This window comes from Candidatus Limimorpha sp., assembly GCF_056203535.1.
This window is the reverse complement of sequence record NZ_JBADWU010000049.1, coordinates 15,235-30,981: the sequence shown is the minus strand read 5'-3', so window position 1 is coordinate 30,981 and position 15,747 is coordinate 15,235. Positions and strand designations below refer to the sequence as shown.

The 15,747-nt window shown below is 45.2% G+C and carries 12 protein-coding genes and 1 pseudogene; 8 read left to right on the top strand and 5 right to left on the bottom strand.

All coding sequences use genetic code 11. The features are described 5' to 3' along the window. Window positions 1-6 precede the first annotated feature (6 nt). Entirely contained in the window at window positions 7-633 is a 627-nt protein-coding gene (locus AC06MN_RS05895) for a LemA family protein (protein ID WP_475671427.1), read from the bottom strand. Between the two features lie 236 nt (window positions 634-869). Between AC06MN_RS05895 and AC06MN_RS05890 the strand changes: the two genes are divergently transcribed. From AC06MN_RS05890 to AC06MN_RS05870, 5 genes and pseudogenes are all read left to right on the top strand, one after another. Beyond that, on the top strand, window positions 870-2,003 hold the full coding sequence (locus AC06MN_RS05890) for a PSP1 domain-containing protein (RefSeq protein WP_475671426.1): 1,134 nt from the start codon (window positions 870-872) through the stop codon (window positions 2,001-2,003). A gap of 12 nt (window positions 2,004-2,015) precedes the next feature. Next, a complete protein-coding gene (locus AC06MN_RS05885; protein ID WP_475671425.1) occupies window positions 2,016-2,477 on the top strand; it encodes a gliding motility lipoprotein GldH in 462 nt (153 codons plus the stop codon). A 3-nt stretch (window positions 2,478-2,480) separates the two neighbouring features. Further along, window positions 2,481-4,730: a penicillin-binding protein 1A gene (locus AC06MN_RS05880; RefSeq protein WP_475671424.1), complete on the top strand. Its 2,250-nt coding sequence runs from the start codon at window positions 2,481-2,483 to the stop codon at window positions 4,728-4,730. Between the two features lie 17 nt (window positions 4,731-4,747). Continuing rightward, a pseudogene (gene obgE, locus AC06MN_RS05875) lies at window positions 4,748-5,758 on the top strand (GTPase ObgE); the annotation flags it as partial. A gap of 5 nt (window positions 5,759-5,763) precedes the next feature. Next, the gene (locus tag AC06MN_RS05870; protein WP_475671423.1) at window positions 5,764-6,339 is read left to right on the top strand and encodes a phosphatase PAP2 family protein; all 576 of its coding nucleotides are present in this window, start codon (window positions 5,764-5,766) and stop codon (window positions 6,337-6,339) included. Window positions 6,340-6,847: 508 nt separating this feature from the next. Here the strand turns inward: AC06MN_RS05870 and AC06MN_RS05865 are convergent. Beyond that, entirely contained in the window at window positions 6,848-7,669 is an 822-nt protein-coding gene (locus tag AC06MN_RS05865) for an SAM hydrolase/SAM-dependent halogenase family protein (RefSeq protein WP_475671422.1), read from the bottom strand. 542 nt (window positions 7,670-8,211) lie between these two features. Between AC06MN_RS05865 and AC06MN_RS05860 the strand changes: the two genes are divergently transcribed. After that, window positions 8,212-10,185 carry a T9SS type A sorting domain-containing protein gene (locus AC06MN_RS05860; RefSeq protein WP_475671421.1) on the top strand — a complete coding sequence of 658 codons (1,974 nt, stop codon included), beginning with the start codon at window positions 8,212-8,214 and terminating at the stop codon, window positions 10,183-10,185. Between the two features lie 124 nt (window positions 10,186-10,309). Here AC06MN_RS05860 and AC06MN_RS05855 read toward each other — a convergent pair whose 3' ends face one another. The 3 genes from AC06MN_RS05855 to AC06MN_RS05845 form a co-directional block, all read right to left on the bottom strand. Further along, a complete protein-coding gene (locus tag AC06MN_RS05855) occupies window positions 10,310-11,329 on the bottom strand; it encodes a PdxA family dehydrogenase (RefSeq protein WP_475671420.1) in 1,020 nt (339 codons plus the stop codon). Window positions 11,330-11,408: 79 nt separating this feature from the next. Beyond that, window positions 11,409-12,644, bottom strand: coding sequence for a 3-deoxy-D-manno-octulosonic acid transferase (locus AC06MN_RS05850; protein WP_475671419.1), 1,236 nt, complete (start codon window positions 12,642-12,644; stop codon window positions 11,409-11,411). Window positions 12,645-12,648: 4 nt separating this feature from the next. After that, window positions 12,649-13,482, bottom strand: coding sequence for a hypothetical protein (locus AC06MN_RS05845; protein ID WP_475671418.1), 834 nt, complete (start codon window positions 13,480-13,482; stop codon window positions 12,649-12,651). Window positions 13,483-13,650: 168 nt separating this feature from the next. Here AC06MN_RS05845 and AC06MN_RS05840 point away from each other — a divergent pair, with 168 nt between their 5' ends. Next, window positions 13,651-14,892 (top strand): M16 family metallopeptidase, encoded by a 1,242-nt coding sequence (locus AC06MN_RS05840; RefSeq protein ID WP_475671417.1) that lies wholly within the window; start codon window positions 13,651-13,653, stop codon window positions 14,890-14,892. A 168-nt stretch (window positions 14,893-15,060) separates the two neighbouring features. Then, complete coding sequence (locus AC06MN_RS05835; protein WP_475671416.1) at window positions 15,061-15,696, top strand: O-methyltransferase; 636 nt, start codon at window positions 15,061-15,063, stop codon at window positions 15,694-15,696. Window positions 15,697-15,747: the final 51 nt, after the last annotated feature.

Here is a 15,747-nt window from a genome sequence, read left to right as displayed (position 1 = left end):
AATCAATTAGTCATTGAATAAATCGCCAACATTCGGAGCATTTTGGGCTGATTCCGAAGCCTCGAAATAAGGCATTTTGTCGAAATTGCCGAAGTTAGCGATGATGTTGTTCGGGAAACGGCGCAGAAAAGTGTTATAATCTTTTGCCGTGGCGTTAAACTCGCGTCTTGCGTTGGCGATGGTGTTTTCGCAAGCCTCCAACTGGCTGTGCAAATCAAGGTAATTCTGATTGGCCTTCAGGTCAGGATATTTTTCAATCGTGACGAGCAAGCGCGACAAGGCACCCGACATCTGATCCTGTGCGGCTTGAAAAGCCTTCAATTGGTCTTCTGTCAGATTGTTGGCGTCGAGTGTCGTTGATGTTGCCTTGGCTCTTGCCTCGACTACGGCTGTCAAAGTTCCTTGCTCGTATTCGGCATAGCTCTTCACGGCAGCAACCAAATTAGGAATGAGGTCGGCACGCTGCTGATAGGCGGTCTGCACGTTACCAACCGCAGTTTCAACGGTTTCCTGCTTGCCAACCAAGTTGTTGTAAACACGGATGCCCCAAAGTACCAGCAATGCGATTACGGCCAAAACTATGATGAGGCCTTTGCCTTTTCCTGACTTTACATTGTTTGAATTTGTAGTCATAATGAAACGATTTTAAGTTTTTAACGATTTCTAAAAGCAATTTGAACTGCAAAAGTAATAAAATATCCGAAATGTTGCTTAGTTTTGAAAAACACAAATTTATTCTTTAATGAACTAAGCAACAAAAAATTAATGTTTCATTTATGACAATTTGCGTTTACAACCAAATGACGGTATATTGATTTTTTTCCTATTTTTGCAAATTTATAGTTGAAGCTCAAAAACAGAAAATACAAATGACTGACAATCAAGATAATCAAGATAAAAAAGTTATTCCATACGATGATGAACTGACTTTTGAACGCGGATGCAAGTTCTGTCAGGAATATGCGCCGGGGCAAAAAGTTCTGGATGGAAGCGCATGCAAACTCAACCAGTTCGACTGGCTGAAAGATTACGAAGGCACCGACACCACCGAAGTCAAAAAACGTTTGGCGGAAGTGCGCTTCAAGAACGACCGCAAGGACTATTTCATTTACCCTGAAGATTTAGAATTGGAAGTTGGCGAAATGGTGGCTGTGGAAGCCGCCATCGGTCACGATATTGGCATTATCACCCTTTTGGGCGAAATCGTTGAGCATCAAATGAAACGCAAGCGTTTCCGCACGCCATTGGCCGATATGAAGAAAATCTACCGCCGCGCACGTCCCGCCGATGTCGAGAAATGGCTTTCTGCCATCAAACTGGAAAAAGGCACCTTGTCGCGCACACGCGTCATTGCCGAAAACCTCGGTCTCGACATGAAGCTCAATGATGTTGAATATCAGGGAGATAAGACAAAAGCCATATTCTACTACACTGCCGATGGCCGTGTTGATTTCCGCGAACTCATCAAGAAACTGGCCGAAGAATTTCATGTCAGGGTGGAGATGCGTCAGATTGGTGTGCGACAGGAATCAGCCAAATTGGGCGGCTTGGGGTCCTGCGGCCGCGAACTCTGCTGTGCCTCATGGATTTGTGATTTCCAGTCCGTTACGACAGGTGCAGCGCGTGTTCAGCAATTGTCGCCCAATCCTCAGAAACTGGCCGGCATGTGCGGCAAACTGAAATGTTGCCTCAATTTCGAATATGAAGCATACGTTGACGCCTTGAGATCCTTCCCTGATTCAAACATCGTACTGAAATTTCAAAGCGGTGATGCCATTCATCAGAAAAACGACCTCCTGAAAGGCATTGCCTGGTATTCCTACACCACCGACCGCAGCAATATTATGGCTCTGCCAGTCGAAAAGGTCAAGGAAATCATCAGTCTCAACAAGAAAGGGCAAAAGCCTGCAAAACTTGAAGATTACGCCCTCACCACCGAACAGCACACCAACAACAACGAAGGCTTCATCAGCGACGACGACCTGAAGAAGATGAGCGACTAAACGAAAACAACAATGAAAAAATCACTTCTATACATTGCCATCTTGCTGACAGCCGGACTAATCTCCTGTGGAGAAGACGTTTACAACGAAAGGGTTGTCTTGCCCGAAGCGGAATGGGCGCAGGACAACAAGGCCACTTTCGACCTCACGGTTTCCGACACGCTCAGCGCGTATGCTTTTGGCATCGATGTGCGGCATTTAGAGACATACCGTTACAGCAACCTCTACGTCTTCATGAATACGGCCATGCCCAACGGCAACCACACCCGCGACACCATCGAAATCACTTTGGCTACGCCCGAAGGCAAATGGATTGGCAAAAGCAGCGGCAGCATGAGGGATTTGCGTAAGATATTGATGCCCAACATGAAGTTCCCGTTGGTTGGTTTCTATCATTTCGAAATCGAGCAAGCCATGCGCGAACCTGTGCTGAAAGGCATTTCCGATGTTGGCTTATACATTGAAAAACAATGAATTATGAACAATAAACAAAAAAAGGCAAACGGTGGAAGCTCAAAAGCCATCAGAAATATCTGGATTATTTTTGGCGCGTTTTTAGCGTTTATCGTTCTGTTTTTCATTTGCGTTGCATCGGGTGTTTTCGGAACGATGCCGAGTTTCGAGGAACTGGAAAACCCTCTGACCAATCTCGCTACCGAAATCATTTCAGCCGATGGCAAGGTTTTGGGCACTTATTATGTCGAAAACCGTTCAAACGTGCGTTATGCAGAATTGTCGCCCTACATTCCACAGGCTTTGGTAAGCATTGAGGATGAACGTTTTACGGAACATTCCGGCATCGATAAAAAAGCCTTGTTCCGCGTTGCCTTCGGCGTTCTGACCGGTAGCAAAAAAGGCGGCGGCAGTACCATCACGCAGCAATTGGCCAAAAACCTTTTCCCGCGCGGCGAAAACCTCAGCACACCGAAACTTGTCTTGCGCAAATTCCAGGAATGGATTACGGCTACCAAACTGGAGCACAACTATTCGAAGGAAGAAATCATCGCCATGTACCTCAACACGGTTGCCTTTGGCCACAATGCCTACGGCATACGCTCGGCGGCAAAAACTTTCTTCGACAAGTCGCCGAAAGAACTGAACATTGAGGAAGCCGCACTGATGGCTGGCGTTGTCAATGCGCCGACACGATTCAGCCCAGTCCGCAATCCCGAAAATTCCATTGGCCGCCGTAATCTGGTTTTGAAAAAAATGGCCGACAACGGTTATCTCACCCAAGCCGAATGCGACTCCATTTCACAGATTCCGATTGACATGTCGCACTTCAACGTGATGGACCACAACAGCGGTCAAGCCACCTATTTCCGTGAATTTCTGAGAGGCGAACTCAATGATTGGGCCAAAAACCACACGCATCCAGACGGAAGACCTTACAATATCTACCGCGACGGATTGAGAATTTATACAACCATTGATTCGCGTATGCAGCAACATGCCGAAGCTGCCGTCAAGGAATTCATGGGCAAGGAATTGCAACCTATGTTTTACAGACATTGGAAAAACCAGAAAAACGCACCTTTTTATAATATAACAGCCGATGAAATCGACCACATCCTGGAAACCTCCATGAAGCGCTCCGACCGTTACCGCACTTTGAAAAACGCAGGAATGTGTATGGATTCCATCAAAGCCGAATTCAACCGCCCTGTCGAAATGACCGTTTTCTCTTGGGACGGCCCGATTGACACCGTCATGTCGCCAATGGACTCCATCCGCTATTACAAATGGTTCCTTCAGGCAAGCCTTGTTTCCATTGAGTCGCACACGGGCCATGTGAAAGCCTACGTCGGTGGTTTGGATTACCGTTTCTTCAAATACGACCACGTCACGCAGGCACGCCGTCAGGTGGGTTCCACTTTCAAGCCTTTCCTTTACACCTTGGCCATGCAGGAAGGCGAATACACACCTTGCACACGCATCCCGAACATTCAGTACAGCATTCAGCTTGAAGACGGAACCTTCTGGGAGCCACACAATTCAGGCAAACATATCGGCGAAGAAGTCACCTTGAAATGGGCTTTGGCACAATCCAACAACTGGATTTCGGCCTACCTGATGAACCGTTTCGGTCCGGAAGCTGTCATCGGCATGGCACGACGCATGGGTGTAGAATCACCGATTGAAGCTGTGCCTTCCATCTGCTTGGGCGTCTGCGACTTAAAACTCATCGAAATGGTTGGTGCCATGAGCACTTTCGCTAATCAGGGCGTTTACATCAAGCCGATGTTCATCACACGCATTGAAGACAAAAACGGTAACGTCATCGAGCGTTTCATGCCTGAAGAATCGGAAGCCATGAGCGAACTTACCGCTTACAAAATGGTTGAATTGATGAAAGGCGTCGTACAAAGCGGAACGGGTATCCGGTTGCGTTATTCATACGGTTTCAACAATCCGATTGCCGGCAAAACGGGAACCACACAAAAGCAAAGCGATGGTTATTTCATGGGCATTACGCCTGATTTGACTACTGGCGTGTGGGTCGGTGCCGAAGACCGCAGCGTTCACTTCAGAAGCACCGACTTGGGACAAGGCTCACATACGGCTTTGCCGATTTGGGCATATTACATGCGCAAAGTCTACAACGACCCGAACCTCCATGTAAGTCAAGGCGATTTCACGAAGCCGAATCTTCCAAACGTCGACTTGAATTTCGATTGCAGCACTTACGACGACGATGAAGGCGTGGAATTTATTGATGAGTTTTAAATCCTAAAAACAAACAGATTATGACTTCAAATTTTGTTGATTACGTGAAGATTTTCTGCCGCTCAGGAAAAGGCGGTTCAGGCTCGATGCACTTCCGCCGTGAGAAATACATCCCGAAAGGCGGTCCAGACGGTGGCGATGGCGGCCGTGGCGGAGACATCATTCTCCGTGGCAATGTGCAACTTTGGACCTTGCTCCACCTGCGCTACACCAAACACCTTGTGGCCGGCGACGGCGTGCCTGGCGGCAAGAACCAACTCACGGGCGCTGCCGGAAACGATATTTACATTGATGTGCCGCTCGGCACAGTTGCCTATCGTTCCGATTCTCACGAGATGATGGGCGAAATCACCGAAGATGGACAAACCATCGTGCTGCTGAAAGGCGGTCGCGGCGGCAAAGGCAACGCTTTTTTCAAGACCTCAACTTTGCAGGCACCGAAATTTGCCCAGCACGGCGAGCCTTCTCAAGAAGAGTGGATTACCATGGAACTGAAGCTCTTGGCTGATGTCGGTCTGGTCGGATTTCCAAACGCTGGAAAATCAACACTTTTGTCGGTAGTTTCAGCGGCTAAGCCCGAAATCGCCGATTATCCTTTCACTACTTTAGTGCCGAATCTGGGTATCGTCGGTTATCGTGACCATCGTAGTTTCGTCATGGCCGACATCCCTGGCATCATTGAAGGTGCTGCCGAAGGCAAAGGTTTGGGAATCAGGTTTTTGAAACATATCGAACGCAATTCGACCTTGCTGTTCATGGTGCCAGCCAATTCCGAAGATGTGAAAAAGGAATACGATATTTTGCTCAACGAACTGAAGAAATACAATCCCGAACTACTGGACAAAGACCGCATTCTTGCCATCACGAAATGCGATTTGGTCGATGAAGACACCATTAAGGAAATCAAAAAACACCTGCCGAAAAAGATTCCGCATGCTTTCATTTGTTCCGTGACTGGCCAAGGCATTGTTGAACTTAAAGATTTGATTTGGAACATGTTGAACAAAGGCGTTGAGGAAGAGGAGGAATAAAAATGGAGTTTTTCACCGACATCGATTCCCAGCTTTTTCTCTTTCTTAATGGACTTCGCGCCGATTGGCTCGACCCCGTGATGATTGCCATAACAAAAATGTGGGTTTGGCTGCCAATCTACTTGCTTTTGGTTTTCCTTGCAGTGAAACAATACGGCAAGCGTTGCTGGATGATTTTTCTCGCTGTCGGGCTTGTCGTGCTTTGCTCCGACCAGTTGTCGGCTCACGTCTGCAAGCCTTTGTTTCAGCGTTTACGTCCTTGCTACAATATTGATTTTCAAGATTTAATCAACCTTCCAAAAGGCATGGCGGGCGGTCATTACGGTTTCGTTTCATCACATGCCGCCAACACTTTTGCCATCGGCACTTTCCTGACAGCTGCGTTCCGAAAAAAAAGCAAATGGGTCGGCTGGATGCTTTTTGCATGGGCGTTTTTGTCGAGTTATAGCCGCATTTACATCGGCTACCATTACCCCGGCGACATTCTTTGTGGTGCCGTTTTGGGCATACTTATCGGATTGATAATCTGGAAATTGTATCAGATTTTAGAAAAGCGGTTGGATAAGAAAAAGATTTGATAACTACTGATTTGCGCAGAGGATTTTTTAACCGCAGATTACGCTGATTTTCAATAAACTACAGATTTTACAGATTATACAGATGAATTTTGACAAGCTCAGGGAACAGCGCATGAATTGATACTGATTTTTTCAATCCATGCCAAAATCAGTAATGATTTTTTGTAGGATTTTAAGTATGGATTTTGAGCGAAGCGACCATTATAGGAAATTGCCTTTTTTATTTTCAGCAGGATTTTTAGTAAGGATTTTCAGCAAGATTTTGAATTTTAGAACCGTAGATTACACGTATTACATTGATTTTCAATAAACTACAGATTTTACAGATTATACAGATGAATTTTTGAATGCGCAAGCGCATAAATTCCACAGATTGGCTGGCGCATGAAAAAATTTACTCTAATTTACTGGCCAAAATTCCTCCGCATTTATTGTCTCCCGCCAAAGGCGCATTTTACAGAAACAAAGATTTATGAATAACTATCCGTAATTTGCGTTGGAAAGATACTTAGAACAGCAATCCCGAATTGGATGGTCCATTATCGTCATCATCGTAAAACACGACCTTAATGGTGAAATCCTGCTCAATACCGCAAAGCGTTGCCAATTTTGCCTGATTCAATGCCAGTTCCAAGTAGCCGTGTGTCCCGAAAATGGCCACAAGTTCCGCCACATCGACATCCAAATAACTATCGGATATTCGATCAATGGTATAAAGTTCTCCTTTCACTTTGATAGAGAAACGACGTCCACGACGCTCATTTTCAAACACTTCCTTCGAAATATTCGTAATCAGGTCGCCATACGAATCAATATGCCTTACCACACCTTCGATAGCATTGCCTTTAACAACAGGGCAAAAACCACCGCCAAGATTAAGGTTTTCGCGTTGCGCGCCAATATTCGACAAAGGCTCGCCTTGAGCAATCATGGCAGCCACTTTTGCGAAACGGTCACGGGTGGCAAAGGTGAAGAAATCAGTGTCTTGCGGAACATCAATACAAACGGCCTCATCAAATATCCCATCGAGAATATGGCTGAAAATGCCATTATCGGTGGAAATGAAATAATGTCCATTGGCTTTCACCACAACATGAGGCTGCTCATCCGATTCGATGGTCTCAACGCCAATGATATGGATGGAGCCTTCGGGAAAACTTTTGTAACAGTTTTTCAACGTAAAACCAGCCTGAGCGATACTGAATGGCTCAATATTATGCGTCACATCAACGATGGTAGCATTTGGCAAATACGACAAAATCCTGCCTTTTACTGCCGCAACGTAATAATCGGAAGTTCCCCAATCGCTTGTTAGTGTGATAATAGCCATCTCTCGAAATGTTTTGTGAAATTGCAAAAATATACTTTTTCAAAGATTTCTAGGACGAAAAACCACTTTTTTTTCAATAATTTCAAAATTAGCATCACAATAGCATCCTAAAGTCTTTAAAGCACAAAAATTAAGGCAAATAAGTAAGTGGTCAAAATTATACTGCAACATTGATTGGTTATCATTTGTCGGTTATCAGTTATCAGTTGTTGGTCATCGGTTATCAGTTGTTGGTCATCGGTTATCAGTCAGTAAATTGTACAAATACCCAAAAGTCTAAATGTTCAAAAGTTCAAAAGTCTAAATGTCCAAATGTCTAAATGTCCAAATGTCCAAATGTCTAAATGTCTAAATGTAATCTAAATTTGCCCACCTATTATAATTACAGGACAACATCGCTTCGGGTCAACCTGTTGTTCCCGATTGCAATATCAAAGTCGAAAAAAAAGCATAAAACAATATGTATTTTTTTTTGACGTTTATGATTTTTTATTATTTTTGCTGCGTCATATTCAAATTATTAACAATCAAAATCAACCACTATGAAAAAGGTTTTACTTCTTTCCATGATCCTCGCAATAGGATCGACTGGTTTTGCACAAAGAGTCACCCTCAAGAAAGGTGAAATTGCAAAGCAGAGCGTCTTGACAAAGATTCAAGACCCAAAAGACGACAACACCGTTGAAATGAGCTTCGAACAAGTTCCTACAACACCAAAGGCAGCCACACACAGAATAGCCAGAGGCTTTGAGGATTTTGAGACCATGCAAACCCGCTACGACAAGCAGAGCAACGGCAGCATTGGCAACCGTATCGCCGTTTGGCCTGACGGCACTGTTTCAGTAGTCGCCACATGGAGCTCAGACGACAGCCCTTACAACACCCGTGGTGCCGGTTACAACTATTACAACGGTTCCGAATTCGGTGAAATGCCATCAGCACGTATTGAAGCAATCAAGTCAGGCTGGCCGTCAATCTGCGCTGCCGGCGATGCTGAAATCATGGCTTCACACGCAACAGGCACCAACATCTACAGAAGAGAGAAAAAAGGCGAAGGCGAATGGGAACTCATCACCAACTTCGAAAAACCATCATGGCCAAGAGTCTGCGCTTCAGGCAATGGACAATACGTCCACATGGTTGGCACAGAAGACTACACCGATGACCAAGGCAACAGTGCTTACCACAACTGGTACAGCCGTTCAACCGACGGTGGCCTCACCTGGAGCGAGCCTGTCACACCTCCGGAAGTCGATGAAGCTTTGTATTACAACAACATCGGTGCCGATGACTATGTCATGGCTTCAAACGGCGACAACATCGCCATCCTCTTCGGCGGCATGACCTACGAGATGTTCTACATCATTTCACACGATAACGGCGAAACTTGGGAAAAGCAAGTCGTCACCCACTTCCCATACGGAAGCGGCCTCGACTGGTATCAGGACGAAATCACCAGCGAAACCGACTCCATCTGGTCAAACGACAATTCACACAGCATTGCCATTGATAACAATGGTACCGTTCATGTTGCATTCGGCCTCACCCGTTTCGCTCCGGCTCCAGAAAGCGGTTTCGGCTATATCACCTACTGGCCTTACACCGACGCCATCGTTTACTGGAACTCAGAATATGTGAACGAAAAAGGCGGACACGACATTCTTCGTTTCGGCGACTGGAGTGGCGACTCTCAATTCGACAACACCAACGGCATCGGCGGCGTTTCAAACACCTTGATGGATGAACGTCTTGCAGCTTTGGCAGAAGCCGATGGCGAACAGCACCTCCATCTTTTCGGCTGGCCTGATGAAACCGGCGACGGCATGGTCGACTACACAGAATATTGGGACGGTCACTTCACATACGTGAACTACGGTATCTCAACAACACCTGGCATTTCCATTGACGAAAACGGCAACATGGCCATCATTTATTCATGCCTCGATGAAGGAAGAGCAGACCAAACTTCAAACTTCTACTACAGAAGTGCTTACGTAACCTACAGAGACAGCGAAGGAACCTGGTTCGACGATTATGACCACCTGTCATCAGACTTCATGCACATGATGGACGAAGTCTATCCTACATTCGCCTGCGGCAATGCCTACGACGGTTCGTTCTGGGTTGGCTATTCAGCTGACAATGAACTCGGACTGGTTCTCGACGACGATGACCCACAAGGCGGCGAAACCGACAATGTAATTTGGGCTGTCAAACTCACCCCTGACATGCAAGGCTGGAACGTCAGCGAAGCTGTCAATCCTATGACCAACGTGCGTGTTTATCCAAATCCAGCTCAGGATGTCCTGAACGTTGAAATCAATGCTTCTCAGGCTTCTGAAACGAACATCGCTGTTTACAACATCACCGGTCAAAAGGTCATGGAAGAAAACAGAACCATTTCAGCTGGTATCAACTCACCTTCACTCAACATCAGCAACCTCAACAGCGGCATCTACTTCGTCACCGTCAAGGCTAATGGTTTTGAAAACACAATCAAGTTCGTCGTGAAATAATCGACAACAACTTTCCATAATTCAAAAAGGAGGCCGAAAGGTCTCCTTTTTTCATGGTTATGGCAAAAACAACCATGACCAAATCAATGGTTTTTCATCACATTTAGTCACGGTAAAGAATGAATCACTCGCCTTTTCTACGCTTCAATACATCGCAAGCCAAATACAAAGCCTTACGGAAAGCATCAGGCGAAGCCTCATTCTGATTACAATGCTCAAAATCACAATCAGCGACAGGAGCCGTACAGACAAATTGCGAACCTGCCAGATAATAGGCACCCGCATCAACCGAAAGCAAGTTGAAAGGCAACATGGCCTGATCATGATACATGGCAAGCACCGCATCGTATTTGCACCAGGCATCGCTCAAGAAGAAAGAATCTGCTGCAAACGGGCCAAAAGCATACAAACCTTTGCTTCGCGCTTCATCAACAGCCACCTTGATGACCTTTTCGTCTTCCTCGCCAAAAAGACCGAAACCGCCTGCATGAGGATTGAGACCCAAAACGGCAACCTTCGGCGCATTGATGCCGAAATCCTTTTTCAAAGTATCTGAAAAGACCTTCAATTTGCCTGAAACCAAATCCTTGGTAATCATTTCCGGCACTTTGCTCAATGGAATATGACTTGTCGCCATACCGATTTTCAATCTGTCGGAAACCGCCATCAGCAAAGGCATTTTCATCTCCAAAGCGGAGGCAAGGAAATTCATCTGGCTGTTGAAAGCGTATTTGTCTGATTTCATCGTCGATGGATTGGCTGGAGTCAGCACTAAGGCATCAAGGAAGCCATTGCGCAAATCGTCGGAAGCCATTTTCAGCGACTTCACAGCCATTTCGCCTGACAATTCGGTAGGAATGCCAGGATCTATCTTCAACTCATGCTCAACGATGTTCAAAATGTTGAATTTCTGATTCCATGTCTGACGCGCATCACGGGTCAAGGAATAGTTGAATTCCTCCATACCGAAATTTTTCTTGTAATAGGAAAAAATCTTCGACTGGCCATACAAAAGTGGGGTGACGACAGACAGCAAACGCAAGTCGGCGTAAGCCTTCAAGATGATTTCATAACCAGTGCTGTTGAAATCACCATGTGTGATGCCAACCAATGGATTCTGTGGGGTTGAAGTAGAGTTTTGCATAGGCGTAATTTATTAGGCTGATTTCCAACATGGAAAACAGCCTTCAAAATTAGGCATTAAAATTTAAATAACAAATTTTTTACGCTTTATCATCAAAAAAAAGTTGCGAAAAGCCTTTCATAATGGCAGAAGTCGCTCCAATTTGTGACAAAACATAGTCTTTACAGACTTTTGAGGCATGTTGATAAAAAGCTTCATCATTCAGCAAACGACCGAAAATGTAATTCAATCCCACTTGTTTGGAAATGGAAAATGCACCGCCAAGACCAACCAAATCAACAGCTTCCTTGAAACTCTTGTATTTCGGCCCGAAAATAACCGGACAGCCAAAAGTCACAGGTTCCTGAATATTGTGAATGTTGACACCAAAACCACCACCAATATAAACAAACCGCGCATACTGATACAATTGCGACAAGATTCCAATGGTATTCAGCACCAGAACCTTGCTTTCCTTATCAGCATCAAATTCAGTATAAAGCTGATAATCAGATTCTAACAAGTTCTTGATTTGTGCAATATGCGAATCGGAAATGTCGTGCGGCGCCATGATGAAACAATAATCGTGAGGCAAACGCTTGATACATTTCGCCAAAAGCTTTTCGTCAGGTTGCCACGAACTTCCCGCTATAATGCATTTACGGCCATTGATGAATTTTTCGATTTCGGGGAAAGGCTTGGCTTGCCGGGCAATAGCCGCCACACGGTCGAAACGGGTATCGCCACACACTGTCGAATTGTCTAATCCAATGGAATGCAGCAATTTAGCCGTCCGTTCATCTTGAACGAAGAAATGCGTCACGCTTTGCAATTGTTTGCGGAACCAACCTCCATACCATTGAAAGAAATACTGGTTCGATTTCAGAATCAAAGATATGTAAAACAACGGAATACCATTGTCTTTCAAAGCCTTCATGTAGTTGAACCAAAATTCATACTTGATAAAGAAAGCCGCCACAAAATGATGCCGCTTCAACCAGAGATGAGCGTTTTTCGGTGTGTCGGAAGGCAAGTAGACCACTTCATCGGCATACGGATAATTCTTTCGGATTTCATAGCCCGAAGGCGAGAAAAACGACAACAGTATTTTGTATTGCGGATACTGCGACTTCAAAGCCTCAATGACAGGTCTCCCCTGCTCAAATTCGCCTAATGATGATGCGTGAAACCAAATCCAATCGCCATCATTCGGCTGATTTTCAGGCAATGAGCGACGACCATCAACCCATAATTTCGCCTTTTGATTGCCGAAAAGGGCCGCCATTTTAACGCCAAATTCATAAATCTGAATGGCCAATGTATAAAGGAATCTCATCTTTTTAATCGTAATAAAAAGTTTCAGGCTGACGCTGATAAGTCGGGATGTTCCAACTCAAGCGTATGCCGTAATAAAAATCATTGTAACGTTTATTAGGATCAGTGTGACCAACAGGCTCCATGACACCCGTTTCAGGATTGGTGAAAACGCGGAAATCATAATCGCGCAAATCGCGGGTGCGGGCGTATGTCACTTCCAAAGAAACAGAAAAATTGAAAATGCGCGAATCACTCAAAATCAAATATCCAGCTTCGCCGTGACAGGCAAAACCGCCGCGCATTCTGTCGTAACCATATTGATAATCACCGCTAACCTGATAAGGCGTGTTGTACATTTCAGTCTGATAATCAACGCGGATGCGGTTTCTCAGATAGCCTGCGCCAAACTGAACGAAAAAGCCGCTGTTAGGATTGGGCTTGAAAGGAAACAGTTTTCCAATTTCAGCCTGAAAGTGCATTCCTCTCTGATAAAGCGCAAGACTAGTGAAATTGCCGCTGCCGCCCGTGATTTCGCCATCTGTCGTGGTAATGCCTTCGCCAAAAACGAAGACGCGGTCGAGCATATTGCCGTCAGGGTCGCCTTTCACTTTTGGACCGAAAATGTAGTTTCCGTTTGCTGTCAAAAGCCAATTGTTTTCGGTCTTGAAAATGAAGCTGCCGCCAATCGTGTTGGTGAAACCATACAACTTGCGTGTGTCAAGTGCCGGAAACTGAGCCGCGTATGTCACCTGAAACATGGCTACAGGAATAGGATCTTTTTTAATGTCTTTCGCATCCTGGGCAAACAGATTCAGTGAAAGACCCAATAAAATCAATGATATGAATAAATTTCTCATAGTACCACTTTTTTTGACAGAAACCAAACGCAAATCACCCTGCGTTTAGTATTCATTTGGAACGGCAAAGATAAAAAATATTGGTGTTGGCAAAACATTATCAAAAAACAAAAAACATTCCTTAATTGCCAATAGAATCCGTATTTTTGCCGCCTCTAATTTGTCAACATGCAAGAAGAAAAATATAACGAATCGGTCTTGCCAAACGGCATTCGGCTGATTCACAAGCAAAAAAGCGGAGAGATTGCCCACCTAGTCCTGATGGTGAACACAGGTTCGCGCGATGAAGAAGACCATGAAAACGGCATGGCGCATTTCATTGAGCACACCATTTTCAAAGGCACCGAAAACCGCAAGGCTTACCACATTTTGAGTTGTCTCGACAATGTCGGCGGCGACCTGAATGCTTACACCACCAAGGAAGAGACCTGTCTGCAAGCCTCATTTCTGAAACAGCACTACAAGCGCACTTTCGACTTGTTTGCCGACATCGCCTTTCATTCAACTTTCCCAGAAAACGAACTGACCAAGGAGAAGGAAGTCATCCTCGACGAAATCAACTCCTATTTGGATTCGCCTTCTGACGAAATCTATGATGTGTTTGAGGAGATGATGTTCAAAGGCCATCCGATGAGCAGGAACATATTGGGAACCACTGAATTGGTGAAAGGCTTCACGCGCGAAGATGTTCGTCGTTTCATGGCAAACAATTACAGCACCGACCAAATCGTGTTGGGTACGATTGGCGACATCAGCTTCAAGGATTTCGAGCGGCTTGCCATGAGTTATTTTGGCGAACAGCCGGCTCATATCGTGAAAAAGCAGCGTGTGCCGTTCACAAACTACAAGCCGCAATATATCAAGGCGGAAAGGCACAACCACCTCAGTCACTGCATGATTGGCGGCATGGCACCCGAATACAACAGTCCGCTGAAAATGCCTATCGTCTTGCTCAACAACATTTTGGGCGGTCCCGCCATGAGTTCGAGACTCAACCTTAACATTCGCGAGAAATATGGTTTTGCCTACACCATCGAATCGCAATACAACGCCTATTCCGACACAGGCCTCATCAGCATCTACATGGGTGTCGATCCCGATTCGCTTGACAGGTCTATCGAACTGACCTATAAGGAATTGGATAAGATTTGCAATCAAAAACTCGGTTCAATGCAATTGAATCACGCCCAACAGCAAATCATCGGGCAGGTGGCTTTGGGCTACGAGTCGGGCATGAACGAATTGCTTTCCATCACACGCTCCGTCATCATGAACGAACCTTTGGAATATATGGAAGACATTATCCGCAAGGTGAATGCCGTTACGGCTGGCGATATTATGGAAACTGCAAATCTTGTCTTTGACAAAAAACAACTGAGCACACTGATTTTTGAAGGAAAAGAGGATTGAAGTGGAAAGTTAATAAGTTTGGAGTGAGGAGTTAGGAATTAGGAGGAAAGAAGAAAAGGAAACGAGAAGTAGATTTTGGAAACGTGTCCGCCCTAAAAGGGCAGTTTATATAAGCAAAGGGTAAAGCGAGCCAGCGAGCGGCACCCTTTGCAAAAAGAAAAGATGTTTATGATTGACCCATACGTTTTATCCGAATACATCGAAAATCATACCACGCCAGCCGATGCGGTGTTGCAGGAATTGTATCGCGAAACGAACTTGCATGTGATGAATCCTCGCATGGCTTCGGGACAGGTGCAAGGACGTTTTTTGCAATTCATCTGCCAGATGCTGAAGCCAAAAAACGTGCTTGAAATCGGCACATTCACAGGCTATTCTGCCATTTGCATGGCACGTGGCATGGATGAAGATGGCAAAATCACCACCATTGAAGCCAACGAGGAATACGAGGACATCATCAGGAAATATTTCGCCAAGGCAAATGTGGAAGGTAAAATCGACCTCGTTTTGGGCGATGCCAAAAGCGTTATCCCTACCCTTTCCGGTCCTTTCGACCTTGTTTTCATTGATGCCGACAAAATCAGTTATCCGATTTACTATGATTTAGTTATTGATAAGGTTTCAAACGGAGGCTTCATTCTTGCCGACAATGTGATTTGGGAAGGCAAAGTACTGAACGCCAACACCAAGGAACGCGACACGCAAGCCATCATCCGCTTCAACCAAATGGTGACGGACGACACACGCGTCGAAAATGTGTTGCTTCCTGTAAGGGATGGCCTGATGATGATTAGAAAAATCTGAAAAAGCATTGCCTTCAATATTAAAAATCTAGGAAAAACGTGGTTTTTTACG

Bases quoted from the DNA above. Each gene is read 5' to 3' on its own strand.
- AC06MN_RS05895 (WP_475671427.1), bottom strand. From the start codon at position 633: ATGACTACAAATTCAAACAATGTAAAGTCAGGAAAAGGCAAAGGCCTC.
- AC06MN_RS05890 (WP_475671426.1), top strand. From the start codon at position 870: ATGACTGACAATCAAGATAATCAAGATAAAAAAGTTATTCCATACGAT.
- AC06MN_RS05885 (WP_475671425.1), top strand. From the start codon at position 2,016: ATGAAAAAATCACTTCTATACATTGCCATCTTGCTGACAGCCGGACTA.
- AC06MN_RS05880 (WP_475671424.1), top strand. From the start codon at position 2,481: ATGAACAATAAACAAAAAAAGGCAAACGGTGGAAGCTCAAAAGCCATC.
- AC06MN_RS05870 (WP_475671423.1), top strand. From the start codon at position 5,764: ATGGAGTTTTTCACCGACATCGATTCCCAGCTTTTTCTCTTTCTTAAT.
- AC06MN_RS05865 (WP_475671422.1), bottom strand. From the start codon at position 7,669: ATGGCTATTATCACACTAACAAGCGATTGGGGAACTTCCGATTATTAC.
- AC06MN_RS05860 (WP_475671421.1), top strand. From the start codon at position 8,212: ATGAAAAAGGTTTTACTTCTTTCCATGATCCTCGCAATAGGATCGACT.
- AC06MN_RS05855 (WP_475671420.1), bottom strand. From the start codon at position 11,329: ATGCAAAACTCTACTTCAACCCCACAGAATCCATTGGTTGGCATCACA.
- AC06MN_RS05850 (WP_475671419.1), bottom strand. From the start codon at position 12,644: ATGAGATTCCTTTATACATTGGCCATTCAGATTTATGAATTTGGCGTT.
- AC06MN_RS05845 (WP_475671418.1), bottom strand. From the start codon at position 13,482: ATGAGAAATTTATTCATATCATTGATTTTATTGGGTCTTTCACTGAAT.
- AC06MN_RS05840 (WP_475671417.1), top strand. From the start codon at position 13,651: ATGCAAGAAGAAAAATATAACGAATCGGTCTTGCCAAACGGCATTCGG.
- AC06MN_RS05835 (WP_475671416.1), top strand. From the start codon at position 15,061: ATGATTGACCCATACGTTTTATCCGAATACATCGAAAATCATACCACG.